This window comes from Halorubellus litoreus, from assembly GCF_055378595.1.
Genome location: NZ_AP043836.1, coordinates 855,464 through 878,685, shown reverse-complemented (window position 1 = coordinate 878,685; position 23,222 = coordinate 855,464). Strand labels below are relative to the sequence as shown.

Sequence of the window (23,222 nt, the reverse complement as noted above, 5' to 3'; positions counted from 1 at the left end):
ATGGGACGCAGAATCCAGGGGCAGCGACGCGGTCGTGGTGGCTCGACGTTCCGAGCCCCCAGTCACCGTTACAAGGCTGACCTCTCACACAAGAAGCTCGAGGAATCGGACGTCGTCGCGGGCGAGGTCGTCGACATCGAGCACGACCCTGCTCGCTCCGCGCCCGTCGCGGCCGTCGAGTTCGAGGACGGCGACCGTCGTCTCGTGCTCGCGCCCGAAGGGATCGCGGTCGGCGACGAACTGCAGGTTGGTATCTCCTCGGAGATCAAGCCCGGCAACACGATGCCGCTGGCGGAGATCCCCGAGGGTGTTCCCGTGTGTAACGTGGAGCGCCAGCCGGGTGACGGTGGGAAGTTCGCGCGTGCATCGGGTACGAGCGCGGACCTCATCACGCACGACCGCGACGCCGCGGTCGTCCAGTTGCCCAGCGGCGAGATGAAGCGCCTGTCGCCGGACTGCCGCGCCACGGTCGGCGTGGTCGCCGGTGGCGGTCGGACGGAGAAGCCGTTCGTGAAGGCGGGGAACAAGTACCACAAGATGCGTGCCCGCGGTGGCAAGTGGCCGACCGTGCGTGGTGTGGCGATGAACGCCGTCGACCACCCGTTCGGTGGCGGTGGCCGCCAGCACCCGGGTCAGCCCAAGTCCGTGTCGCGGAACGCGCCGCCGGGCCGCAAGGTCGGCGACATCTCCTCCCGACGCACGGGCCGAGGTGGTAACAAATGACGAATCAGGAATACCGAACCGGCCGGGACGAGGACGAGGAGTTCACGTACCGCGGCCACACGCTCGACGAACTCCAGGAACTCGACCTGGAGGACGTCGCGGAACTGCTGCCCGCTCGCCAGCGGCGAAGTATCGAACGCGGCCTCTCCGTGGAGAAGCAGAAGCTCATCGAGGAGGCTCGCGACGCGACCGAAGAGGAAACCGCGAACAACCCGCTCCGCACGCACCTGCGCGACATGGTCGTGCTGCCGGAGTTCGTCGGCCTCACGTTCGCCGTCTACAACGGCCAGGAGTTCGAGCGCGTTCGAGTGGAGCCCGAGATGATCGGGCACTACCTCGGCGAGTTCCAGCTCACGCGAACGTCCGTCGAGCACGGACAGGCCGGGATCGGGGCGACGCGGTCCTCGAAGTTCGTGCCACTCAAGTAAACCATGGGAATCAGTTACAGCGTCGACGCGGATCCGGATTCGACGGCGAAAGCCATGCTCCGGGAGCGTCACATGAGCAACAAGCACAGCAAGGCCATCGCGCGAGAGATCAAGGGGATGACCGTCGCGGACGCGCAAGCGTACCTCGACGACGTCATCGCCGGCGACCGCTCGGTGCCGTTCAAGCAGCACAACAGCGGTGTCGGGCACCGTAGCGACATCGACGGCTGGGACGCCGGTCGTTTCCCCGAGAAGGCCAGCAAGGCGTTCAAGGAACTGCTCACGAACGTCGCCGCGAACGCGGACCACCAGGGGTTCGACGGTGAATCCATGGAGATCGCGCACTGTGCGGCACACAAGGTCGGCGAGTCTCAGGGCCGCAAGCCCCGCGCGATGGGGCGGGCGTCGCCGTGGAACACGCCGGAGGTCGACGTCGAGATCGTCGTCGAGGAGGTCGAAGCATAATGGCTGACGAACATCAATTCATCCAGGACGGGATGCAGCGCTCCCAGATCGACGAGTTCTTCGCGGAAGAGCTCGGTCGCGCCGGCTACGGCGGCATGGAGATGGCGCCGACGCCGATGGGCATGCAGATCGTCCTCAAGGCGGAGAAGCCCGGGATGGTCATCGGGAAAGGTGGGAAGAACATCCGGAAGGTCACCACCCAGCTCGAGGAGCGATTCAACCTCGAGGACCCCCAGATCGACGTGCAGGAGGTCGACGAACCCGACCTGAACGCGCGTATCGTCGCGGACCGTCTCGCGAACGCGCTCGAGCGTGGCTGGTACTTCCGGAAGGCCGGTCACACGACCCTCGAACGCATCATGGACGCTGGCGCGCTCGGCGCCGAGATCGTCCTCTCCGGGAAGGTCACGGGTGCGCGGTCGCGCGTCGAGAAGTTCAACGACGGGTACATCAAGCACAACGGCGAGCCCGCTGAGGAGGTCGTCGACCACGGCCAGGGCGTCGCGGTGATGAAACTCGGCACGATCGGTGTCGACGTGAAGATCATCCCGCCGGGTGCGGAACTCCCCGACGACTTCGGCGTGCACGCCGACATGGACGTCAACGAGGTCGCGCCCGAGGCTGTCGAGGCCAACGAGGCGGCGGACCTCATCGAGGAACCCGACGACGAGGAGCTCGCGGAGATCCAGGAGGACGTCCAGGAAGCCGAGGACGACCTGTCCGCGGACGCCGACGACGACGCCGTCGACGCGGTCGACGAGGACGTCGTCGAGGAGGTCATCGAGGACGAACTCGACGAGGAGGTCGTCGACGAGGACGTCGACGTCCCGACCGACGACGACATCGAGGAGGACTTCGAGGACCTCGACGAGGCCGTCGAAGCCGAAGCCGAAGAGCTCATGGACGAGATGGACGACGAAGCAGAGGACACGGAGGAGTAAGTCATGGCGATTCTCCACACCGAAGAGATCCGCGACATGACGGCCACCGAACGCGAAGAGGAGCTGGAGGAGCTCGAGACCGAGCTCCTGAACACGAAGGCGGTGCAGGCAGCCGGTGGTGCGCCCGAGAACCCCGGGCGCGTGAGCGAACTGAAGAAGACGATCGCTCGCATCAAGACGATTCAGACGGAAGAAGGCGACCACGAGTAAGCGACCATGGCACTGACACCCGAGACGCTCCCACGACACGAACTCAACGGCCTCCTCGTGGAGGTCGTCGATGCCGCGAACCCCGACCTCGTCGGGATAGCGGGGCGTGTCGTCCTCGAATCGAGGAACACGCTGCACGTCGAGGACGTGCGCGATGGGGAGTCTCGGGTGCGGCAAGTGCCGAAGGAGTCCGCGGTGTTCGAGTTCCAGGTCACAGATGAAGCCGCCGACCGCGAGAAGCGGTCGGGGACCGCGTCGAAACTCGGCCGGGATACTGCTGGCGTCCGCGCCGGTCAGTCCGGGTCGGGCGACGGCGTGGCCTACGTTACGGTGGATGGCGACCGGTTGCTCTCACGACCCGCACTCCGATCGGAAACTGCAGGTGATTCGAAATGGCGATAGGACTGAACGTACCAGAACCGGAGGACTCCTGTGCTGACGAGGACTGTCCGTTCCACGGCTCGCTTGCCGTGCGCGGCCAGACCCTCGAAGGTACGGTAGCCTCCACCGACATGGACAAGACCGTCGTCGTCGAGCGAGAGTACGACGTGCGAGTCCCCAAGTACGACCGCTACATGAAGCGGCGTTCGCGGGTACCCGCCCATGCACCGACGTGCATGGAACTCTCGGAAGGCGACACGGTCCGCATCGCAGAGACACGACCGCTCTCGAAAACGAAATCTCACGTCGTCGTCGAAGTGCTCGACGGCGAGGGAGGTGACGCCTGATGGAAGCCCTGAAGGCCGACGTCACGCAGGGCCTGGAGAAGGGCTCGCTCGTGGCGTGTTCGGACAACACGGGCGCTCGTGAAGTGAAGATCATCAGCGTCGCCGGCTACCACGGCACGAAGAACCGACACCCGAAGGCGGGCGTCGGTGACAAGGTGACGGTCTCGGTGACCAAGGGGACGCCCGAAGAGCGTCGTCAGGTCAAGGAAGCCGTCATCATCCGTCAGCGCAAGCCCATCCGTCGTCCCGACGGCACTCGCGTCAAGTTTGAGGACAACGCGGCCGTCCTCGTGAACGAGAACGAGGAGCCTCAGGGGACGGAGATCAAGGGTCCGATTGCGCGCGAGGTGGCCGAACGATTCGGTTCGATTGCGTCCACTGCGACGATGATAGTATGACACGACAACCAACCAAACAGCGAAATCAGACCGAGCGTGCGTCGCTTCACGAGAAGCAGAAGCAGGTTCGTTCGACGCTCTCCGACGAGCTCCGCGAGGAGTTCGACCGTCGTCGCGCTCGCGTGAACGCGGGCGACACGGTCGAGGTGCTCCGCGGCGACTTCGCGGGCACCGAGGGCGAAGTGCTCGACGTCGACCTCCGCGAGGCGGTCGTGCACGTCGAGGACGTCACGCTCGAGAAGGCCGACGGCGAGGACGTCCCGCGCGCCCTCGACGCGTCGAACCTCCGCATCACGGACCTCGATCTCGAGGACGACGTGCGCGAGGCACGCCTCAGAGGTGATGACGAATGACGAAACACCAGAAGCGACTCTCGGTTCCGAAGTCTTGGCCAGTCGAGCGCAAGACCGAGACGTTCACCGTGAAGGCCGACGCCGGCCCGCACGGCGAGGAGGGTGTCCCGCTGGTCATCCTGCTCCGTGACGTCCTCGGGTACGTCGACTCGAAGAAGGAAGCTCGCTACGCCCTGAATCAGGGGTCCGTGCTCGTGAACGGCGACGCCGTCAGCGACGAGCAGCGCCCCATCGGGATGTTCGACATCATCGCGTTCACCGAGCGCGGCGAGCACTACCGTGTCTTCCCCGACGAAGGCGGTCGACTCGCGCTCACGCCCATCGACGCCGATGCGGCGGACGCGAAGCTCGGGAAGATCACGGGCAAGCAGCAGGTCACTGGTGGTGACACGCAGCTCTCGCTCCACGACGGGCAGACGCTCCAGCTCGAGGACGCGAGCGAGTACGCCGCGAAGGACTCGATCGTCGTCGACTTCGAGAACGACGAGATCGTCGCGCACTTCCCCTACGAGGAGGGTGCGCTCGTCACGGCGGTCCGCGGCAGTCACGCCGGCGAGATCGGCGAGGTCGCGGACATCGCCGTCACGCACGGCAGCGGGTCGAACACGGTGACCGTCGAGCAGGACGATGGCTCCTACGATACCGTCGAGGAGTACGTCGTCGTGATCGACGAGAACTTCACCGCCTCCACGGGAGGTGAGGACTGATGAGCGAGAGTGAGTCCGCCGAGTTCCACGAGATGCGCGAACCCACGATCGAGAAGGTCGTCGTCCACATGGGCGTCGGCGAAGGTGGGCGTGCGCTCGCGGACGCGGAGGACATCATCGAGAGCGTCACCGGCCAGCAGTCCGTTCGGACGAAGGCCAAGTCGACGATGCCGGACTTCGGTATCCGTCAGGGTGACCCGATCGGTGCGAAGGTCACGCTCCGCGGTGACGACGCCGCCGAGTTCCTCGAGACGACGCTCTCGATCGCGGAACTCGAGGCGTCCCAGTTCGACGACACTGGAAACTTCAGTTTCGGCGTCGACGAGCACACGGACTTCCCGAGCCAGGAGTACGACCCGAACGTCGGGATCTACGGCCTGGACGTGACCGTGAACCTCGTTCGACCGGGCTACCGCGTCGCGAAGCGCGACAAGCGCACGCAGAGCCTGCCGTCGAAGCACCGACTGAACCCCGAGGACGCGGTTCGATTCGTCGAGTCGTCGTTCGACGTGGAGGTTAACGATGAGTGAAAGCGAACAAGAGCGCGAGCAGACTGGAGAGCACGCCGCAAAGCGGACCGGTCAGCTGGAGGAATGCCAGCGTTGCGGCCGAGAGCAGGGTCTCGTCGGGAAGTACGACATCTGGCTCTGCCGACAGTGCTTCCGAGAGATCGCTCGCGACATGGGCTTCAAGAAGTACCGATAACAATGACAGCAAGCGACCCGTTCAGCAACGCGCTCTCCGGCCTCGATAACGCCGAGAGTGTCGGGCATCTCACGCACAAGGTATCGCCCGCTTCGAACGAGATCGGTAGCGTACTCGAGGTCTTCTACGACCGCGGGTACATCGACGGCTTCGAGTACGTCGACGACGGTAAATCCGGCGAGTTCGAAATCGAATTGAAAGGCCAGATCAACGAGTGTGGCCCCGTCAAGCCCCGGTATTCGGTTGGCGCGGACGAGTTCGAGCGCTGGGAGAAGCGGTTCCTTCCGGCGCGGGACTACGGCGCGCTCATCGTGACGACGAGTCACGGCGTCATGAGTCACTACGAGGCTCGTGACAAGGGCATCGGCGGTCAGGTCATCGCGTACGTGTACTGAATCATGCGAGTAGAACTACAGATTCCGGACGACGTAACCGCCGACGTGGACCATCTCGACCTGACGGTCGAGGGTCCGAACGGAGCCGTCACACGACGGCTCTGGTACCCGGACGTCTCCGTCGACGTCGAGGACGAGATGGTCGTCATCTCCTCTGACGCGGACGACGCGAAGACGACGGCGACGGTCGGAACGTTCGAGAGTCACGTCCAGAACATGTTCCACGGCGTCACCGAGGGCTGGGAGTACGAGATGGAGGTCTTCTACTCTCACTTCCCGATGCAGGTGGACGTCGAGAACGGCGAGGTCGTGATCGAGAACTTCCTCGGCGAGAAGGCACCGCGACGGACGACTATCCACGGCGACACCACCGTCTCTGTCGATGGTGAGGAGCTCACCATCAGCGGTGCGGACAAGGAGGCAGTTGGGCAGACCGCCGCGGACATCGAGCAGCTCACGAAGGTCTCCGGGAAGGACACGCGTGTCTTCCAGGACGGCGTGTACATCACGCAGAAACCCCGCAAAGGAGGTGCCTGATAGATGGCTGACGAACCCGAGAATCTCGAAGACATCAGCGGTGTCGGGCCGTCGAAGGCCGACGCGCTCGAGGACGCTGGCTACGAGTCCGTCGAGGACATCAAGGCGGCGTCCCAGTCCGAGCTCGCGGAGGTCGACGGCGTCGGGAACGCGCTCGCTGCGCGTATCAAGGCTGACGTCGGTGACCTCGAGGTTAGCGAGGACACCGAGGCGGAGATCGAGGACGACGAGTCCGAGGCCGAGGAGGCCGAGGAGGACGTCGAGACCGAACTCCAGCCGCGTGGCTTGACCGAGAAGACGCCGTCGCTTTCCGACGAGGAGGAGCGCCTCCTCGAGCAGCGTCGTCGCGTCGGCAAGCCGCAGTTCAACCGCCAGGATTACCACAAGAAGAAGCGGACGCCGACCTCGTGGCGGAAGCCGCGCGGGCAGCTGTCCAAGCAGCGACGTGGTGTGAAGGGCAAGGGCGACAAGGTGCAGGCTGGCTTCCGGACGCCGAAGGCGGTGCGCGGCAAGCATCCGTCCGGCTTCGAGGAGGTTCGCGTGCACAACGTGGACGACCTCGAGGGCGTCGACGGTGACACGGAAGCGGTCCGTATCGCGTCCGCGGTCGGTGCTCGCAAACGCGAGCGCATCGAAGAGCACGCGGAGGACGCCGAGATCCGCGTCCTGAATCCGACCTACGTCGAAGTGGAGGTCGATTCCGATGAGTGATCTGTCCGCACAGAAGCGACTGGCTGCGGACGTCCTCGACGTCGGGAAGAGCCGCGTCTGGTTCGACCCCGACCAGCAGGGCGAGATCGCGGAAGCGATCACGCGCGAGGACATCCGCGAGCTCGTCGACGACGGCACGATTCGAGCAGAGGAGAAGAAGGGTATCTCGAAGGGTCGGTCGCGCGAGCGCAAAGCGAAGCGCGCGTACGGCCACCAGAAGGGCCCGGGCTCCCGCAAGGGGAAGGCCGGTGCTCGCGAGAACTCGAAGGATGCGTGGGAGAAGCGCATTCGCGCGCAGCGAAAGAAGCTCAACGAACTCCGCGGGAACGGCGAGATCGACCGTTCGCAGTACCGCGAGCTCTACAACAAGGCTCGTGGTGGGGAGTTCCGGAGCGTCCAGTACCTGCTGAACTATATCGACAACAACTACGGTGACGAATAATGGCGACAGGACCACGATACAAGGTTCCGATGCGACGTCGCCGCGAGGTCCGTACGGACTACCATCAGAGGTTGCGCCTCCTGAAATCCGGGAAGCCGCGCCTGGTCGCTCGAAAGAGCAACCGGCACGTCACGGCGCAGCTGGTGCTCCCTGGTCCGGACGGTGACGACACGCTCGCGGCTGCACACTCGAGCGATCTCGAAGAATTTGGATGGGAGGCTCCGACGGGGAACCTTCCGGCTGCGTACCTGACCGGCCTTCTGGCTGGGCAGCGCGCGGTCGAGGCTGGTCTCGAGGAGGCGGTCCTCGACATCGGTCTGAACACGGCGACGCCCGGTAGTAAGGTGTTCGCCATCCAGGAGGGCGCGATCGACGCGGGCCTGGACATCCCTCACAACGACGCGGTGCTCGCGGAGTGGCCGCGGAACCGCGGTGAGCACATCGCCGAGTACGCAGAACAGCTCGACGAACCGCTCTATCAGGGCGAGTTCGACGCAACAGCTCTTCCCGAGCACTTCGACGAAGTGCGGGAAACCCTCATGGAACAATGAGTAACGACAACTACAACGACGGCTGGGAACCCGTCACTCGCCTCGGTAAGAAGGTGCAGGAGGGCGACATCGAGACGATGGAGCAGGCCCTCAATTCCGGGCTTCCGCTGAAGGAGGCCGAGGTCGTCGACCAGCTCCTGCCGGGGCTGGACGACGAAGTGCTGGACATCAACATGGTCCAGCGCATGACCGACTCCGGGCGACGGGTGAAGTTCCGCTGTGTCGTCGCCATCGGCAACCGCGACGGGTACGTCGGGTACGCCGAGGGTCGTGACGACCAGGTCGGTGCTGCCATCCAGAAGGCCATCGACATCGCGAAGCTGAACATCATCGACGTGCCTCGTGGCTCCGGGTCGTGGGAGGACCGTTCGACGAAGCCGCACTCGCTCACGCACAAGACGAGCGGGAAGGCGGGTTCGGTCGAGGTCGAACTCATTCCGGCGCCGCTCGGGCTCGGGCTCGCGGCGAGTGAGACGGTTCGGAACGTCCTGGAGCTCGCTGGCGTGGAGGACGCGTGGACGAAGTCCTACGGGAACACGCGGACGACGGTGAACCTGGCGAAGGCGACGTTCAACGCGCTCCAGAACGCTTCGCAGTCTCGTGGTGCTCGCACGCGCGGGCAGTCCGAGGGTGCGGGGGAGGTCGAACAATGAAGGCCGTCGTGCAGCTCCGCGGTGAGGTCGACATGGCTGGCGACATCAAGGACACGCTGGAGATGCTGAACGTCCACGAGGTCAATCACTGTGCGCTGGTTCCGGAGACGGACAGCTACACGGGGATGTTGACGAAGGTCAACGACTACGTGGCGATGGGCGAACCCAGCGAGGACGTCCTCGCGACGGTCCTCTCGAAGCGCGCGGAACCGCTCGAGGGCGACGCTGACGTGGACGGCGAGTACCTCGCCGAGCACACGGACTTCGAGGACTTCGAGGGTCTTGCGGCGGCGTTGATCGCGGAGGAGACGACGCTCCGCGAGCAGGGCCTGGCACCGTGCCTGCGCCTGCACCCGCCCCGGAAGGGCCACGACGGCATCAAGCACCCCACCCAGGAGAGCGGCCAGATCGGCAAGCACTCTACGGGTGATATCGACGGGCTCCTCAAGGCGATGCGATAACCATGAGTAAGAAACGTAGACAGCGTGGCTCGCGCACGCACGGTGGCGGCACACACAAGAACCGGCGTGGTGCCGGGCACCGTGGTGGGCGTGGTCGCGCAGGACGGACGAAGCACGAGTTCCACAACTACGAGCCGATCGGCAAACACGGCTTCAAGCGGCCGCAGGACGCGCAGGACGACGTCGTCGAGATCTCGGTGCAGAAGCTCGACGAGGACGCGGTCCTGTACGCTGCTGAGGGCGACGCCGAGAAGGACGGCGACGCGTACGTCATCGACGCGCGCGACGTCGTCGAGGACGCGTGGGAGGCTGACGCGGTGAAGGTCCTCGGGAACGGGCAGGTTCGGAACGAACTGCACGTGACTGCGGACGCGTTCTCGGCGAGCGCTCGCGGCCTCATCGAGGAAGCCGGTGGCAGTGCGGAGCTCTCCGAGCGCGGCGAGGCGCTCGCCGAATCGGAAGACACTCAGGGATCGGACGACGACGAGGAGTAATCTATGGGATGGAAGGAGGCTGCGGAACCGGTACTCACGCGGATGCCCACGGTCGAGCGACCGGAGGGTCACGTGCCGTTCAAGCGCAAACTGATGTGGACCGGTGGCGTGCTCGTGTTGTACTTCTTCCTCACGAGCGTTCCCCTCTGGGGGCTGCCGGCTGGCGGTGGCCAGGACCTGTTCGGGCAGTTCCGCGCGATCCTCGCGGGCGGCCAGTTCACGGTCCTGCATCTCGGTATCGGACCGATCGTCACGGCGAGCATCGTCCTGCAGTTGCTCGGGGGTGCGAACCTCCTCGGGTTGGACACGGACGATCCGCGTGATCAGGTGCTCTATCAGGGCCTCCAGAAACTCCTCGTCGTGTTCATGATCGTCTTGACGGGGCTACCGATGGTCCTCAGCGGGTTCTTGCCCGCGGATCAGGCGCTCGCGCAACAGCTCGGTATCGGTATCGCCGGTGTCCAGGGGCTGTTGTTCGCCCAGATCTTCGTGGGTGGCCTCCTCATCCTGTTCATGGACGAGGTCATCTCGAAGTGGGGTGTCGGGTCCGGTATCGGGTTGTTCATCGTCGCAGGTGTTTCCGAGAGTCTCGTCACGGGTATCATCGGGCCGCGGAACGGCCTGGTGTTCAACTGGGCGGGGATGGTGCTCGGTGACACGGCGCTGTCGGTGGACAACGTCCTCGGTTCGCAGGGCCAGGTCATCGCGCTCATCACGACGCTCGCGATCTTCGTGATCGTCGTGTACGCGGAGTCGGTCCGGATCGAGATTCCGCTGAGTCACGCTCGCGTGAAGGGTGCACGTGGTCGGTTCCCCGTGAAGCTCATCTACGCGAGCGTCCTGCCGATGATCCTCGTTCGCGCGCTGCAGGCGAACCTCCAGTTCCTCGGGCGTATCATCGTCTCGCAGGCTGGGTCGCCGACAGCGGATGGGCGAGTGGTCATCGAGATCCTCGGCGTGCAGATGCCGTGGCTCGGGTTGTACTCGCAGACGGCTCAGGGCCCGAACAGCCCGGTCGGCGGGTTGTTCTACTACATGGCGCCGATCCGCCAGCCGACTGACTGGATGTGGTGGCTGGCGAGCGGTCCGAGCCAGGAGATCTGGCAGGTCGTGACTCGGGTCACGGTCGACCTGACGTTCATGATCATCGGCGGTGCGATCTTCGCCATCTTCTGGGTGGAGACCGCCGACATGGGTCCGCGGTCGACCGCGAAGCAGATCCAGAACTCCGGGATGCAGATTCCCGGGTTCCGTCAGAACGTCGGTGTCATCGAGAAGGTCATGGAGCGGTACATCCCGCACGTGACCGTCATCGGTGGTGCCCTCGTCGGATTGCTGGCGGTCATGGCGAACATGCTCGGTACCATCGGTGGTGTCTCCGGAACTGGGCTGCTGCTCGCGGTCTCCATCACGTACAAGCTGTACGAGGAGATCGCCGAGGAGCAACTCATGGAGATGCACCCGATGATGCGCCAGATGTTCGGCGACTGACTGCGGTTCTCTCCTCTCTTTCCGTTCTATAGTGGTTCGGTAGCGACGCGTGAAGGGTTCGTCGTGGATCGAGTGTGGCGGTCGGTGTGTGTCGGTGCGGGCGTCGGACACGGTGCTCTCGACGTGGGAGGTGTGTTGTCTGGGTCGTCTTTGGTGTCGTGTGGTCCGCTCGTTGATGGTGGGTCGTGTGGTCCGCTCGTTGATGGGAGTCGTGGGGTCCGCGTTCGTCGCGGGCGCGGGGTGGTACGCTCGCGAGGTCGATCGTTGCTGTTGGGGTGCGTGCGGGAGTGATGGCTGCCGTGTGCGGTATTCGGGCGGTGGTTCCGTTGCCGTGTTTCACGTGCTCGACGACGCGTTCGGTGTCGTTGGATGGTCTCGGTTCCTGAAGCACGCATCGAGCGTGCGCGAGGCGGTGGTGTACGTGTGCGCGATGACGGGTTTCGACGAGGTCCACGTCGATCTCGTCGTGAAACGCTCTCGCTGATGCAGTCGACCGTGTACTGACGAGTCCAGGGGCCCGCACTCGAGCGTGCGAGAGTCATCCCTGGCTGATTCCGGGTGAAGGACCAGGGTAGTGATCGAAGAACGCGTTCCGGACGCGGGCGTCTACGTCGACGAGGCCGGTGCGGTCATTCGTTCCCGAAGAGGCGTTCCTTGAGCGTGCGGCGGCGTTTCTTCTCGGCGAGCAGCACCGAGCAGTCGACGTCGTCGACGACGTCCATGACGAGCGTGCCGCCGACGAGGCGACTGATGAGGCCGCGTTCGGTCGCGCCGACGAGGAGCATGGTGGCGTCGCGAGCGCGGCGTTCGATGGCTTCCTCGACGTCGCCCTCTTCGATAGTGAACTCGGCGTCCTTCAGGTCGTGGTCGACCGCCCAGTCCGCGAGGAACTCGCCGGCGTCGTCCCGGCTCTCGTCGTCGTCGCGGACGTACAGGAGTTCGACCGTGGAGCCGTATTCGGAGCGGAGGTCGCGTGCGACGGCGGCGGAGAGGTCGCTGTCGGGACCGCCGGCGGTCGGGACGAGGAGGTGGTCCGGGTCGAACCCGCGGTCCTTGAGGACGAGGAAGTCACAGGGGACGTCGCTCGTCAGTTCGTCGACGCGTGATTCGGCGCGGCCGTGCGAGTGCGGCCCCCAGCCCATCACGCAGACGTCGGCGTTGTACGTGCGGGCGGCGTCGAACACTTCTTCGAACGCGCGATGCGAGATGATGGTGTGCGTCTCGACGTCCACGCCGAACGTCTCGGCGTCCTCGCGGGCGGCGGCGAGCAGTTCGTCGTTCGTGCCGTCGAGCGCGTCGACGTTGTCGCGAGCGTGCTCGAGCGTCGTCTGGTCGGGGACGGTCACGATGTGGGTTGCGATGACGGTGCCGTCGTTCTGTTTGGCGAGTGCGCTCGCGAGCGTGATGAGGTCCTTCTCGTGTTTCGGGTTCGCCAAGGGTACCATCACGCGGTACTGGCCGCCGTCGGGTGCGACGGATTCGGCGGCGGCGACGGCGCTGTCGGGCATCTCGTCGCTCCGCGAGAGGATCCAGTCGGCGAGTTCGCCAGCCTGGGTCGTTCGACTGCGGGCGTAGAGGAGGTACCAGCCGGCGGCGAACGCGACGACGCCGAGGCCGAGCCAGCGGACGAACGGCGAGATGTAGATGATGAGTGCGAACGAGAGGAGAGCGCCGAGGATGGGCGTGAACGGGTAGAACGGAACGGTGAACGAGGGGTCGTAGTCCTCGACGTTCGCTTCGCGCATCACGATGAGTGCGAGGTTCAGGAGGCCGTAGATGACGAGGTGGAGGACGCTCCCGAGTTCGGCGAGCGTGTTGATGGGGGCGACGAGGATGAAGACGAGGATGAGTGCGCCCGTGATCCCGATGGCGCGGTACGGCGTCCCGAAGCGCTCGTGGATCTCGTTCAGGTCCGGGGTGACGATGCGGTCGCGTCCCATCGCGAAGTTGATGCGGGAGGACGCGAGGATGCTCGCGTTCGCGCTGGATGCGGTGGCGAGCAGGCCACCCAGTAGGAGGGCGCCGGCGACGACCCCGCCCTGTATCTGGCGGCCGACCTCGACGACCGCGATCTTGTCGGGGTCCAGGCCCGCGATGAAGCCGTCGGGGACGGCGGCGCTCATGACGACGAGAACGAGCGCGTACACGGTCGTGACGATGAGGACGCTCCCGATGACCGCGCGCGGCAGGTTCTTGTCGGGGTCCTTGATCTCTTCGGCGACGCTCGTGATCTGGACGAACCCGAGGTAGGAGACGAAGATGAGGCCGGTCGTGGAGAGCATCGCGTCCACGCCCTTGGACTCGGGGAGGTTCGCCGGTTGCGCGTTCATGATGCCGAGTGCGGTGAAGACGGTGAGGATACCGAGGAGGATGACGACGATGACGTTCTGGAGGCGCCCGGTCTCCTTCGCACCGACGTAGTTCACGGTGATGAACAGCGCTGCACCGCCGAACGCCATCGTCTTCACGGTCGGGATGGTGACGCCGAGGAGTGCGTACCCGGTGGCGAGCCCGAAGATGTTCCGGATGTACTCGCCGAACCCGACCATGTAGAACGCGCTCGCGAACGCGAGCCCGAGCCAGTTCGACCAGCCGGCGACGGACCCGAACAGGGGGCCGAGGGCGCGGTTCACGTAGAAGTACGCGCCGCCCGACCGCGGCATCGCGGTGCCGAGTTCGCTCGCGGAGAGCGCGGTGAACAGCGCGATGACGCCACCGAGGACGAACGCGCCACCGGCGAGACTCCCTGCCTGCGAGATGGCGTCCCCCGGGAGGACGAAGATACCGGCGCCGATCATCGTCCCGACGCCGATGGTGAGTGCGGCGAGCGGGCCGAGGTCCTTCGCGAGGTCCTCGTCGGTCACTGTTCGCCCTCCGCGTCGGTTGTATCGGTCGCGTCGGTCGCGTCGGTTGTATCGGTCGCGTCGGTCGCGTCGACGTCGCTACCGTCGTCGTCGGCTTCGTCGGGGAGGACGACGACGGGACGGTCGTTCTCGGTGACGAGGTCGTGCGTGGTGTCGCCGGTGAGGAACTGGAGCCACCGCGACCCCTCGCGGGGCGTGAACACGACCGAGGACGCGTCGATGTCGGCGGCCGCGGCGAACACGGTGTCGGCGACGTCGGTCCCGTAGTCGATGCGGGTCTCGACGCTGACGTCCGCGGCGCGACAGTGCGCTTCGACGTGGTCGAAGATCTCTCGAGCGCGGTCCTCGCGTTGCTCCACACTTGCCTTGTCGACCCCCCCACCGGACTTCTCGATGACGTGACAGACGACGATGGTCGCGCCGGCGTCGAGCCGCGGCAGGAGCGCGTGGAGCGTCGCCTCCGCGTCCGCCTCGCTCGCCACCGGCACGAGCGGGTACGCGAGCAGGTCCCTCATCCGCCACCACCGCCGTCTGGCGTCGACGTGGCGACCGTCGGTTCGTCGTCGCAACGACCGTGGCGAGGGACGGACGCGGCCCGCTCCCGACAGCGGCCGCTTCCAGTGAATCGTGACATACGCCTGCTTGCGCGTCCCGCTACGTAATACTTCGCTCTCAGGACCACGCCTGCCGGGAGTTCTGCACTTCGAAGTAACTCGTCCGTGTCACCGCACGCGGACGTCACCGATGCGGTCTGGCATGGTCGACTCGACGGCCGTCCACTCCTGGGGCGTGTCGGTGATGCCTCGACAGCGGAGCTCTCGTCGGCCGCCGCGACGTCGGACGTCGACTCGCCCCCCGAACAGATGCGCGAGCTGGGCGAGATCGCTCTCGTCGGTCGTGTTCGTGTACATCGGATAGACGCCGAGTGCATCGGGTGCGTCCCCGAGCACGAGCAACTGGTGCGTGAACCGCGCGACCGTCTCGACGTCCCCGCCGAGGACGAGCCGCGACAGCGAATCGAACACGACGTGCCGCGTCGACACGCCGCGGTCGAACAGCGTCGACAGGCACTCGTGGACCGCTTGACTCGTGCCCGTGAGGTCCATCGGCGACCGCACGCGCCAGTGTAGCGGCCGCGGGTTCGCGCGTACCGCTTCGCCCTGTGGTCGCGCGTCCACGACCGCCACGTCGTCGCGAGCGATGCCCGAGACGCGCCGCTCGATGCGGTCGACGAGCGTCCGCGGTTCGAGGTCGGTCGTCACCGCGACCACGCCGTCACCGTCGTTCGCGGCGCGGTCGAGCAGTCCCGTCGGTACTCCCCGGAGCACGTCCTTCGACGTCCCCGCGACGAGGACGCTCCCGGCACCGGCGAGACTCCCATCCGGGATGGCGCTCGCTACGTTCTTTCGGTCGGACACGTGATTCCACCCGTTCGCATCACTCGAATTCTCGTTTTCTAGGGCTTAACGTTGACGGCACTTCACTTCAGAATCCGGTCGCTGGCCGGGTTCGTTCTTGATTCTAGACGGACTCTACGGGGAGTTTACACGGAGTTCGCAAAACGAATAATCCCTCACTCGGCGTCCTCGAAGCCGGACATCTCCCTCCGGAGAACGCTACCTATGACACGCCTAACGCGACGTCGCGTCCTTCAGACGATTGCGGCCCTCGCCGCAACGACCGCCGCCTCGACCGCGCTCGCCAACCCCGGGAAGGGCAGCGAACGCGGGAACGGCCGTAGCGTCGGTCGCGTGTACGCGAACGACGTCCTGTACCGCACGAACGTCGTGAAAGTGCTCGACAGCGAACCGTCCCCGAGCGACGCGATCTACTTCCTGCACGACGGCGAGCAGCCGACCGTCGAGAACATGGACGCGGACGACGCGCAACTGTCGCCGTTCGTCTCCGAATCCGCGCCTGGCGATCGCGACTGGAACGGCGGCCAGTGGGTCCACTACAGCGCAGAGGTAACCGACGTCGACGCGTTCAACGCCGACGCACCCCTCACCCGCGAATCGGACGTTCTCGACGCCGACTACGTCGACGTCACCAAAGGCCGCCCGAACTTCGGCCCACCGAACTTCTTCATCTGCCCGCTCAACGGCCGCGCCTGACGCTTCCCGCGGTCACTCGCTGACACCACCTCTTCGCTCTCGCCCTCGTTCTCGCCCTCGCACGTGAGGGAACTGGTCGTGCGGCCGTAGGTCGTGATTACGCGAGCTTCGCTCAGCGCCTGGATTCGGTGGAGGAATCGGCGGTAAGGGGTATAAGCGCACGGTGTTTTCACTTCGATGAGGGAGGCATCCCTCAACCCACACCGTGGCTGCGCGGCCGGCGCGCACTCCACGTTTCGCGGCTGCCGACTACAAATCGTATATAAATGTTGTCCTACAAGTTTAGAACGCCATATTAGTATCAGAATTTTATAGGGTGTCTTGGCGTGCGATCATTGATTGGGAAAAACACAATACGTGGCCGGTTTTGAACGGTCTTCAAGCCGCCATTGAACGCGGGAAATCCGACCTATACCAAATTCCAGACACACTTGACAGAGTGGAATCTGAACTGATGGCCGGTGGGATTAAGTAAGTCGCTTCTAATCTGAATGGTAACATCGGCACGGTGGGTGAACCGTCAGCCGGTGTGGGAAACTACAACAATGCAACTGAAGAACCTCTTCGCGGACGAGGACGCCGTGTCGCCGGTCATCGGGGTCATCCTGATGGTCGCGATTACAGTCATCCTCGCAGCCGTGATCGGCGCGTTCGTCCTCGGCATCGGTGGTAGCCAAGAACAGGTCCCGCAGGCCAGCTTCTCGTTCGAGGGCACCTCCGGTAACGCCTATACGATAACTCACGAAGGTGGGGACACGATTACGACTGCCCTTGATATCAAGGTCGACGGTAGCGACGACGGCGACTGGTCCGCGGACATCTCCGCTGGTGACACGTACACTACTGGATCGGCGAGTGACTCCATTACCATCGTCTGGAACTCCCCGTCCTCGGATTCCAGCTCAGTCATCGGAGAACACGACATCTAAACAATGCAACTGAAACGACATCTAAACAATGCAACTGAAGAACCTCTTCGCGGACGAGGACGCCGTGTCGCCGGTCATCGGGGTCATCCTGATGGTCGCGATTACAGTCATCCTCGCAGCCGTGATCGGCGCGTTCGTGCTCGGTATCGGCGGCAGTCAAGAAAAGGTGCCGCAGGCGAGTATCTCATTCTCGCAGACGAGTACCAGTGGTGTTGTCGAAGCAACCCACGAAGGCGGAGACCCGATTAGCTCTGGGACGATGGATGCGGCTTACTCCGGAAGTTGCACCGACGGTAGCGACGTAGACGACGGTAGTACCTACGGCAGCGAGTGGAGTGCAGGTAGCACTTTGGAAGTCGCGACGAGTTGTACTGATGGAGACTCGGTGTCGCTCGTCTGGAGCAGCCAGCAGTCGGACAAGACGTCCGTGCTTGGCGAATTCGAGTATGGTGCATAAATGAATATTAAGAACCTCTTCACTGACGAAGACGCGGTGTCCCCGGTCATTGGGGTCATCCTGATGGTTGCGATTACGGTCATCCTCGCAGCCGTGATCGGCGCGTTCGTGCTCGGTATCGGCGGCAGTCAAGAGCAGGTGCCACAAGCCAGCATATCATTCGAGTACGATGGTGGCTCAACGTCAGGGTTCGGTGACAGCGGTGACGATGAATCCGTGACGATTAGCCACGATGGTGGTGACTCGATTCCCACCGGTACGCTCACGGTGAACATTGAGGGCAATGATGCGACGACTAGCAACGGACCTGCGGCTGGTGTTAGTGTGAGTTCGCCCTCTGATCCATGGACCGCTGGTAGTTCCTACACTCTGAGCGACCCGTCAACGAACACTCCCAGTGATACTTGGGAAAGTGACGATAGCATCACGGTGGTCTGGAGCTCGCAGCAAAGCGACAGCTCGCAGATCATCGCTGAAGGAGAGCTGCCCTAACAAACGGGCTGCGATTTTTTTATGCAAGTCAGTAGAATACTTACGGACGAGAATGCAGTGTCATCGACCATCGGTGTCGTTTTGATGGTGGCGGTGACGGTTATCCTCGCAGCGGCGGTGGGAACGTTCGCGCTTGGACTGGCGGAAGAGTCGACGAAAGAAACACCATCAGCGTCGGTTGAAGTGAAATGGGGCACGGTTGGGAGCGATGACACGGTCGACATCACGATAGTCGGTGGCGACAGCGTCAAGTCGCGGTTCGTCACTGTGGTCCACCAAGACGGCACCGAGCTATGGGCTGACGGCACGACGACTGATGTCTCCCCCTACGGCGGTAAGACGTGGAGTGGAGACGAGATTCAATCTGGGGATACCCTCGGACTACAGGAAGACTCCAGCGATATCTTCCAGTCCGACGACACTGTGAAGGTCATCTGGAACAACGGCCAGAAGTCGCAGGTTCTCGGGTCTGGGACGCTCAACTGACCGTTCTCTACCTATCCTAACCGACAATCCCAGGCGACGGTCGCGGTTCTGCTCTCGGTGAGAGGTTTTTACGCTGGTTTCTGGTCGTGAAGCCTGTAGCACATGACTACTGGCGAATTCGATTCCGAGGACGCTCCCGGCGTCGCGGCCATCGTCCTCGGTGCAATCGGCCTGACCGAGATCGGAACCATCAGCATCTACGGGTTCAGCCGCAGCGACACCGCGTTCTCGCTGGGCTCGACCGGCGTGACGTGGGCGGCACTCCTCGTCGTTGCCGGCGCCGTCTGGATCTCCATCACGAACGAGGTCGCGCTCGGCGACTGGATCGGGATGATCTCCGACGGCGACGACCCGCAGAACAAGAGGCCTTCACTCCCGGAATCGGACGTTTGAGCGACGCTGGTGACCGTACTCTCCGTCGTTGGAGAGCGATGGAACGACACGTGGGACCACGGTCGCTCGCTGCGCTCGCTCCCTGCTCCCATTTTCGCGACGCGCGCACTCGTCGCTACGCTCCTCGTTTGGCGTCGCGAAAAGTGGGACCGCCGAGAGTCGAACTCGGGTCCTACGGACCCCATCCGCAGAGGATACCACTACCCCACGGTCCCTGTATTCAGACGATTGGTCGGTTCGTGTTTAAGGGTGTCGTTTCGGGTGCGCCTGCTCGTGGTTTGCTAGACGAGCACGCGCTCGAGGGTGACGACTTCGCCGCTCTCTGCACGTGGGTCGCCGGTGAGGCGGCCGAGGGCGACGACGGCGTCGTTCGGGGTGTAGGCGGCGACGATGCCGTCGACGTCGTCGGGGTTGGGGGCGTCGATGACGCCGGGGGCGTAGATGGGGGCGCCGTCGGCGACGGCTTCGGCGGCGCTCGGTGCGATGGTCACCGTGGGGAGGTGTTCGAGTGCGCGTTCGGCGGGCTGGAGGACGTCGCGGAGCGGGGCGTCGTCGCCGTCGTCGAGCCAGTCGTGGATGGCGTCGACGAGGTCGTGGAGGGTGACGAGCGTGGTGTCGTCGAACGGCGTGGTCGCGGTCCGCCGGAGGTGTCCCATGTGCGCGCCGGTGCCGGCGGCGAGCCCGACGTCGTGACAGAGCTTTCGGATATACGTCCCGGGCTCGCAGCGGATGCGCAGGAGTGCGCGACGCTGCTCGACCTCGAGGACGTCCAGCTCGAAGATCTCGCGGGTGCGGAGCCGGCGGGAGACCGCGGACTTCCGCGGCGGCTTCTGGTATATCTCGCCTTCGAACTCGGCGACGACGGCTTCCAGGTCGCTCGGGGCGTCCGCGTGGAGTTCCAGGACGCTCACGTACTCCTTCTCGCCTTCGCCGAACGCTTGCGCGACGCGGGTCGCGTCGCCGGTGAGCATCGGGAGGCAGCCCGTGACCTTCGGGTCGAGCGTCCCGGCGTGCGCCGCACCGTCGACCGAGAGGTCCTCGCGAGCACGCCCCGCGGCCTGTGCGTCTTCGAGCGCGTCGCTGGCGGCGTCGCGCACCCACGCGGCGACCTGGTGCGCGCTCGGCCCCGGGGGTTTGTCGAGGTTCACGACGCCGAACGCGAGGAGTTCGGCGGGCGTCCGGTCGGCTGGTGCGGACCGAAGCATCAGCCCTCGACGGCGAGGTCGACGGTCAGGTCGACGGGCTCCATGCCTTCGTCCGCCGTCTGGTCGTACGCTTCGACGGCGTCGACGAGCAGGTCGACCATCGCGTCCTCGCCCCAGCGCGCGGTGTTCATCGACAGGTCGTAGATCGAGCGGTCCTCGATATCGATGCCGTAGTACTCCATGTAGCGTTTCGCTTCGCTGGATTCGCGCGCCGCGGTCTCCTCGGCGGCGGCCTCGGGGTCCTTCCCTTCGCGGTCGGCGATACGGGCACCGCGCACGGAGACGGGCGCGTCAAGCCAGAACCTGAAGTCGGCGTGGTCGCCGGCGAGCCAGCCGGCGAGTCGCGATTCCAGCACGACGTCCTCGCGCTCGCGAGCGATCTTCTGGAGGCGCGCGTCGAGGTCGCGGTCGATCTGGTCGTTCTCCTCGGCGAGCTTGTTGAACTCGAGTGGCGTGTAGCCGCGTTCGTCGGCGAGGTCGCGGAAGATGTCGCCACCGGAGATGTGTTCGAGGTCGAACGCGTCGGCCAACGCGGGCGCGGCCGTGCTCTTCCCGCTGCCCGGCGGGCCGGAGACCGTGATTAACATATGCATCCTCCGGCCGTCGCGGTAAAAGGAATTGTGACTTGTCGCGACCGTTGGCGGGAACGCCGCCCTGTCTCAGGACGGCGTCGGGGTGTCGAGGTCGAGCGCCTTCCGCATCACTTGCTGGAACCCCATCGAGCACAGGAAGTAGAACGCGATCCACGCGGGGAGCGGGCCGATGCTACCGTTCTGCCACGACACTTCGCCCGCGAACGGCATCACGACGGTCTGCTCGAGGCCCTGGAGGTGGCCGGCGGAACCGCGAATCCCGATCATCCAGGCCATCCAGAGGAACGCGGGGATGGTGAGGAGCGTGATCCACGCCATCGGGCGGAAGTTCTCTTTCATCATGTTCATCTGGTCGCCCATCGCGTCCATGCGTTCCTCCTGGATGCGGTCGACGGCCGCGTCGTCGTCCCGCTCTTTGGCTTCCTTCTCGCGCTCCTGGAGCGCCTGGAACTTCTCCTGGTACGCCGCGACCTTGTCCTGGTCGACCATGTTCGCCTGGAGGACTGACGAGTACAGGCCGGTCACGAGCGAGATGCTGAGGATGACCGCGTAGAACGGGAGCGCGGCGTCCAGTGGCCCGAGGACGAGGTCGAATGCACCACCGACGATCTGCATTATCGGATCGAAGTAGTACCCGGACATGAGGACGAGCGTGAGGACGCCGGCTGCCTTGTCGCGAGTCTTCCAGCTGGAGCCGGAGTCCTCGACCTCGGGGATGTCCTCCATCTCGTAGTCGTCGTCGCCGTTCCCGTCGAGGACGTCTGCGACAGCGTCGGCGTCGGCGAACTCGAAGCCGTCGTCGCCGTCGACGAGGATGTCCTTCTCGAGGAGGCGACCCCACTGGCCGGACGAGATGTCGTCTTTCACGTCCGTCCAGCGGACCACGCCGTCGTTCTCGTCGGCGACGCTGCGAACGGTCTCGAGCGCGTCGCGCATCTCCGCGCTCTCGTTCGCCAGTGTCGCCGCCTTCTCCGCGGTACGCGCCATTTCCAGGCCCTAAGCGATGCCCGGTAAAGAAGCTTTTACTCTCCACCGCGGCCTGATTTACTCTCCACCGCGGCCTGAGATGGACTGCGAGTAGGGGGCGTCGGGCGCGCGTTCGCCGTCGACGGCGACGAAGTCCTCGCGGGAGACTCGGGGTCGCGGTCGATCTGGTCGTCCTCCTCGGCGAGCGTGTCGAACTCGAGGGGCGTGTCCCCGCGTTCGTCGGCGAGCGCCGGCGCGCCGGTGCTCTTGGCGCTACCCGGCGGTCCGGAGACCGTGATTGCTATGTGCGTCCTCCGGCCGTCGCGGTAGAAGGAATTGCGACTTGTCGCGACCGCTGGCGGGAACGCTGCCCTGTCTCAGGACGGCGTCGGGGTGTCGAGGTCGAGCGCCTTCCGCATCACCTGTGTGAACCCCATCGAGCACAGGAAGTAGAACGCGATCCACGCCGGAATCGGGCCGATGCTACCGTTCTGCCACGTCACCTCGCCCGCGAACGGCATCACGACGGTCTGCTCGAGGCCCTGGAGGTGGCCGGCGCCGCCGCGCGTCCCGATCATCCAGTACATCCAGAGGAACGCGGGGATGGTGAGGAGCGTGATCCACGCCATCGGGCGGAAGTTCTCTTTCATCATGTTCATCTGGTCGCCCATCGCGTCCATGCGTTCCTCCTGGATGCGGTCGACGGCCGCGTCGTCGCCGCGTTCCTTCGCCTCCTGCTCGCGCTCCTGGAGCGCCTGGAACTTCTCCTGGTACGCCGCGACCTTGTCCTGGTCGACCATGTTCGCCTGAAGGACCGACGAGTACAGGCCGGTCACGAGCGAGATGCTGAGGATGACCGCGTAGAACGGGAGCGCGGCGTCCAGTGGCCCGAGGACGAGGTCGACGACGCCACCGACGACAGACCGGATGGGCTCGAAGTAGTACCCGGCCATGAGGACGAGCGTGAGGACGCCGGCTGCCTTGTCGCGAGTCTTCCAGCTGGAGCCGGAGTCCTCGACCTCGGGGATGTCCTCTATCTCGTGGTCGTCGTCGCCGTTCCCGTCGAGGACGTCCGCGACGGCGTCGGCGTCGGCGAACTCGAAGCCGTCGTCGCCGTCGACGAGGATGTCCTTCTCGAGGAGGCGACCCCACTGGCCGGACGAGATGTCGTCTTTCACGTCCGTCCAGCGGACCACGCCGTCGTTCTCGTCTGCGACGCTGCGAACGGTCTCGAGCGCGTCGCGCATCTCCGCGCTCTCGTTCGCGAGCGTCGCCGCCTTCTCCGCGGTACGCGCCATTTGCAGGCCCTAAGCGATGCCCGGTAAAGAAG

The 23,222-nt window shown here is 64.9% G+C and carries 35 protein-coding genes, 1 tRNA gene and 1 pseudogene; 28 read left to right on the top strand and 9 right to left on the bottom strand.

Annotation, left to right across the window (positions count from 1 at the left end; all coding sequences use genetic code 11):
• The 22 genes from ACZ48X_RS08570 (at window position 1) to ACZ48X_RS08465 (ending at window position 11,877) form a co-directional block, all read left to right on the top strand.
• Complete coding sequence (locus tag ACZ48X_RS08570; RefSeq protein WP_227133674.1) at window positions 1-723, top strand: 50S ribosomal protein L2; 723 nt, start codon at window positions 1-3, stop codon at window positions 721-723.
• The gene (locus ACZ48X_RS08565) at window positions 720-1,151 is read left to right on the top strand and encodes a 30S ribosomal protein S19 (RefSeq protein ID WP_336352395.1); all 432 of its coding nucleotides are present in this window, start codon (window positions 720-722) and stop codon (window positions 1,149-1,151) included. Before ACZ48X_RS08570 ends, ACZ48X_RS08565 begins: the two co-directional genes overlap by 4 nt.
• A gap of 3 nt (window positions 1,152-1,154) precedes the next feature.
• Complete coding sequence (locus tag ACZ48X_RS08560; RefSeq protein ID WP_336352394.1) at window positions 1,155-1,616, top strand: 50S ribosomal protein L22; 462 nt, start codon at window positions 1,155-1,157, stop codon at window positions 1,614-1,616.
• Window positions 1,616-2,557 (top strand): 30S ribosomal protein S3, encoded by a 942-nt coding sequence (locus ACZ48X_RS08555; protein ID WP_336352393.1) that lies wholly within the window; start codon window positions 1,616-1,618, stop codon window positions 2,555-2,557. Before ACZ48X_RS08560 ends, ACZ48X_RS08555 begins: the two co-directional genes overlap by 1 nt.
• Window positions 2,558-2,560: 3 nt before the next feature.
• Entirely contained in the window at window positions 2,561-2,767 is a 207-nt protein-coding gene (gene rpmC / locus ACZ48X_RS08550; RefSeq protein WP_336352392.1) for a 50S ribosomal protein L29, read from the top strand.
• Window positions 2,768-2,773: 6 nt separating this feature from the next.
• Window positions 2,774-3,169 (top strand): ribonuclease P protein component 1, encoded by a 396-nt coding sequence (locus ACZ48X_RS08545; RefSeq protein WP_336352391.1) that lies wholly within the window; start codon window positions 2,774-2,776, stop codon window positions 3,167-3,169.
• Entirely contained in the window at window positions 3,160-3,495 is a 336-nt protein-coding gene (locus ACZ48X_RS08540; protein WP_227133680.1) for a 30S ribosomal protein S17, read from the top strand. The genes ACZ48X_RS08545 and ACZ48X_RS08540 overlap by 10 nt, the downstream gene beginning before the upstream one ends.
• On the top strand, window positions 3,495-3,893 hold the full coding sequence (locus ACZ48X_RS08535; RefSeq protein ID WP_227133681.1) for a 50S ribosomal protein L14: 399 nt from the start codon (window positions 3,495-3,497) through the stop codon (window positions 3,891-3,893). Before ACZ48X_RS08540 ends, ACZ48X_RS08535 begins: the two co-directional genes overlap by 1 nt.
• Complete coding sequence (gene rplX / locus ACZ48X_RS08530; RefSeq protein WP_323675646.1) at window positions 3,890-4,246, top strand: 50S ribosomal protein L24; 357 nt, start codon at window positions 3,890-3,892, stop codon at window positions 4,244-4,246. The genes ACZ48X_RS08535 and rplX overlap by 4 nt, the downstream gene beginning before the upstream one ends.
• A complete protein-coding gene (locus tag ACZ48X_RS08525; RefSeq protein ID WP_336352390.1) occupies window positions 4,243-4,953 on the top strand; it encodes a 30S ribosomal protein S4e in 711 nt (236 codons plus the stop codon). The genes rplX and ACZ48X_RS08525 overlap by 4 nt, the downstream gene beginning before the upstream one ends.
• Complete coding sequence (locus tag ACZ48X_RS08520) at window positions 4,953-5,483, top strand: 50S ribosomal protein L5 (RefSeq protein ID WP_379762966.1); 531 nt, start codon at window positions 4,953-4,955, stop codon at window positions 5,481-5,483. The genes ACZ48X_RS08525 and ACZ48X_RS08520 overlap by 1 nt, the downstream gene beginning before the upstream one ends.
• Window positions 5,476-5,658: a 30S ribosomal protein S14 gene (locus tag ACZ48X_RS08515; RefSeq protein WP_227133684.1), complete on the top strand. Its 183-nt coding sequence runs from the start codon at window positions 5,476-5,478 to the stop codon at window positions 5,656-5,658. The genes ACZ48X_RS08520 and ACZ48X_RS08515 overlap by 8 nt, the downstream gene beginning before the upstream one ends.
• Before the next feature lie 2 nt (window positions 5,659-5,660).
• Window positions 5,661-6,053: a 30S ribosomal protein S8 gene (locus ACZ48X_RS08510; protein WP_227133685.1), complete on the top strand. Its 393-nt coding sequence runs from the start codon at window positions 5,661-5,663 to the stop codon at window positions 6,051-6,053.
• The gene (locus ACZ48X_RS08505; RefSeq protein ID WP_336352479.1) at window positions 6,054-6,590 is read left to right on the top strand and encodes a 50S ribosomal protein L6; all 537 of its coding nucleotides are present in this window, start codon (window positions 6,054-6,056) and stop codon (window positions 6,588-6,590) included.
• A gap of 3 nt (window positions 6,591-6,593) precedes the next feature.
• A complete protein-coding gene (locus ACZ48X_RS08500) occupies window positions 6,594-7,301 on the top strand; it encodes a 50S ribosomal protein L32e (protein ID WP_336352389.1) in 708 nt (235 codons plus the stop codon).
• Complete coding sequence (locus tag ACZ48X_RS08495) at window positions 7,294-7,743, top strand: 50S ribosomal protein L19e (RefSeq protein WP_336352388.1); 450 nt, start codon at window positions 7,294-7,296, stop codon at window positions 7,741-7,743. Before ACZ48X_RS08500 ends, ACZ48X_RS08495 begins: the two co-directional genes overlap by 8 nt.
• Window positions 7,743-8,294 (top strand): 50S ribosomal protein L18, encoded by a 552-nt coding sequence (locus tag ACZ48X_RS08490; protein ID WP_336352387.1) that lies wholly within the window; start codon window positions 7,743-7,745, stop codon window positions 8,292-8,294. Before ACZ48X_RS08495 ends, ACZ48X_RS08490 begins: the two co-directional genes overlap by 1 nt.
• A complete protein-coding gene (locus ACZ48X_RS08485) occupies window positions 8,291-8,947 on the top strand; it encodes a 30S ribosomal protein S5 (protein ID WP_336352386.1) in 657 nt (218 codons plus the stop codon). The genes ACZ48X_RS08490 and ACZ48X_RS08485 overlap by 4 nt, the downstream gene beginning before the upstream one ends.
• Window positions 8,944-9,408, top strand: coding sequence for a 50S ribosomal protein L30 (gene rpmD, locus ACZ48X_RS08480; protein ID WP_227133690.1), 465 nt, complete (start codon window positions 8,944-8,946; stop codon window positions 9,406-9,408). Before ACZ48X_RS08485 ends, rpmD begins: the two co-directional genes overlap by 4 nt.
• A gap of 2 nt (window positions 9,409-9,410) precedes the next feature.
• Window positions 9,411-9,902, top strand: coding sequence for an uL15m family ribosomal protein (locus ACZ48X_RS08475; RefSeq protein WP_336352385.1), 492 nt, complete (start codon window positions 9,411-9,413; stop codon window positions 9,900-9,902).
• A gap of 3 nt (window positions 9,903-9,905) precedes the next feature.
• The gene (secY, locus tag ACZ48X_RS08470) at window positions 9,906-11,393 is read left to right on the top strand and encodes a preprotein translocase subunit SecY (RefSeq protein ID WP_336352384.1); all 1,488 of its coding nucleotides are present in this window, start codon (window positions 9,906-9,908) and stop codon (window positions 11,391-11,393) included.
• 340 nt (window positions 11,394-11,733) lie between these two features.
• Window positions 11,734-11,877 (top strand): hypothetical protein, encoded by a 144-nt coding sequence (locus tag ACZ48X_RS08465; protein ID WP_336352383.1) that lies wholly within the window; start codon window positions 11,734-11,736, stop codon window positions 11,875-11,877.
• 145 nt (window positions 11,878-12,022) lie between these two features.
• Here ACZ48X_RS08465 and ACZ48X_RS08460 read toward each other — a convergent pair whose 3' ends face one another.
• From ACZ48X_RS08460 to ACZ48X_RS08450, 3 genes are all read right to left on the bottom strand, one after another.
• Window positions 12,023-14,257, bottom strand: coding sequence for an amino acid permease (locus tag ACZ48X_RS08460; protein ID WP_336352382.1), 2,235 nt, complete (start codon window positions 14,255-14,257; stop codon window positions 12,023-12,025).
• Window positions 14,254-14,772 (bottom strand): universal stress protein, encoded by a 519-nt coding sequence (locus ACZ48X_RS08455; protein WP_336352381.1) that lies wholly within the window; start codon window positions 14,770-14,772, stop codon window positions 14,254-14,256. The genes ACZ48X_RS08460 and ACZ48X_RS08455 overlap by 4 nt, the downstream gene beginning before the upstream one ends.
• 207 nt (window positions 14,773-14,979) lie before the next feature.
• Complete coding sequence (locus ACZ48X_RS08450; RefSeq protein ID WP_336352380.1) at window positions 14,980-15,675, bottom strand: DUF7504 family protein; 696 nt, start codon at window positions 15,673-15,675, stop codon at window positions 14,980-14,982.
• A 204-nt stretch (window positions 15,676-15,879) separates the two neighbouring features.
• On the opposite strand from ACZ48X_RS08450, the gene ACZ48X_RS08445 reads away from it, so the two are divergent.
• The 6 genes from ACZ48X_RS08445 to ACZ48X_RS08420 all read left to right on the top strand — a co-directional run bounded on the left by ACZ48X_RS08445 (window position 15,880) and on the right by ACZ48X_RS08420 (window position 19,128).
• Window positions 15,880-16,371 (top strand): hypothetical protein, encoded by a 492-nt coding sequence (locus ACZ48X_RS08445; protein WP_336352379.1) that lies wholly within the window; start codon window positions 15,880-15,882, stop codon window positions 16,369-16,371.
• Window positions 16,372-16,916: 545 nt separating this feature from the next.
• Window positions 16,917-17,300, top strand: a complete 384-nt coding sequence (locus ACZ48X_RS08440) for a type IV pilin N-terminal domain-containing protein (RefSeq protein ID WP_336352378.1) — start codon at window positions 16,917-16,919, stop codon at window positions 17,298-17,300.
• Window positions 17,301-17,328: 28 nt separating this feature from the next.
• A complete protein-coding gene (locus tag ACZ48X_RS08435; protein ID WP_336352377.1) occupies window positions 17,329-17,757 on the top strand; it encodes a type IV pilin N-terminal domain-containing protein in 429 nt (142 codons plus the stop codon).
• On the top strand, window positions 17,758-18,249 hold the full coding sequence (locus ACZ48X_RS08430; protein WP_336352376.1) for a type IV pilin N-terminal domain-containing protein: 492 nt from the start codon (window positions 17,758-17,760) through the stop codon (window positions 18,247-18,249).
• Window positions 18,250-18,270: 21 nt separating this feature from the next.
• Window positions 18,271-18,735 carry a type IV pilin domain-containing protein gene (locus ACZ48X_RS08425; RefSeq protein ID WP_464379846.1) on the top strand — a complete coding sequence of 155 codons (465 nt, stop codon included), beginning with the start codon at window positions 18,271-18,273 and terminating at the stop codon, window positions 18,733-18,735.
• A 102-nt stretch (window positions 18,736-18,837) separates the two neighbouring features.
• Window positions 18,838-19,128 carry a hypothetical protein gene (locus ACZ48X_RS08420; RefSeq protein WP_336352374.1) on the top strand — a complete coding sequence of 97 codons (291 nt, stop codon included), beginning with the start codon at window positions 18,838-18,840 and terminating at the stop codon, window positions 19,126-19,128.
• Between the two features lie 144 nt (window positions 19,129-19,272).
• On the opposite strand, the gene ACZ48X_RS08415 is transcribed toward ACZ48X_RS08420, so the two are convergent.
• The 6 genes and pseudogenes from ACZ48X_RS08415 to ACZ48X_RS08390 all read right to left on the bottom strand — a co-directional run bounded on the left by ACZ48X_RS08415 (window position 19,273) and on the right by ACZ48X_RS08390 (window position 23,190).
• Window positions 19,273-19,343 (bottom strand) — tRNA-Pro (locus ACZ48X_RS08415).
• Window positions 19,344-19,409: 66 nt separating this feature from the next.
• Window positions 19,410-20,333, bottom strand: coding sequence for an RNA-guided pseudouridylation complex pseudouridine synthase subunit Cbf5 (locus ACZ48X_RS08410; RefSeq protein WP_336352373.1), 924 nt, complete (start codon window positions 20,331-20,333; stop codon window positions 19,410-19,412).
• The gene (gene cmk, locus ACZ48X_RS08405) at window positions 20,333-20,920 is read right to left on the bottom strand and encodes a (d)CMP kinase (protein ID WP_336352372.1); all 588 of its coding nucleotides are present in this window, start codon (window positions 20,918-20,920) and stop codon (window positions 20,333-20,335) included. Before cmk ends, ACZ48X_RS08410 begins: the two co-directional genes overlap by 1 nt.
• A 72-nt stretch (window positions 20,921-20,992) precedes the next feature.
• Window positions 20,993-21,913: a DUF106 domain-containing protein gene (locus ACZ48X_RS08400; protein WP_336352371.1), complete on the bottom strand. Its 921-nt coding sequence runs from the start codon at window positions 21,911-21,913 to the stop codon at window positions 20,993-20,995.
• A gap of 152 nt (window positions 21,914-22,065) precedes the next feature.
• Window positions 22,066-22,197, bottom strand: a pseudogene (locus ACZ48X_RS08395) ((d)CMP kinase); the annotation flags it as partial.
• A 72-nt stretch (window positions 22,198-22,269) separates the two neighbouring features.
• A complete protein-coding gene (locus ACZ48X_RS08390; protein WP_464379845.1) occupies window positions 22,270-23,190 on the bottom strand; it encodes a DUF106 domain-containing protein in 921 nt (306 codons plus the stop codon).
• Window positions 23,191-23,222 lie beyond the last annotated feature (32 nt).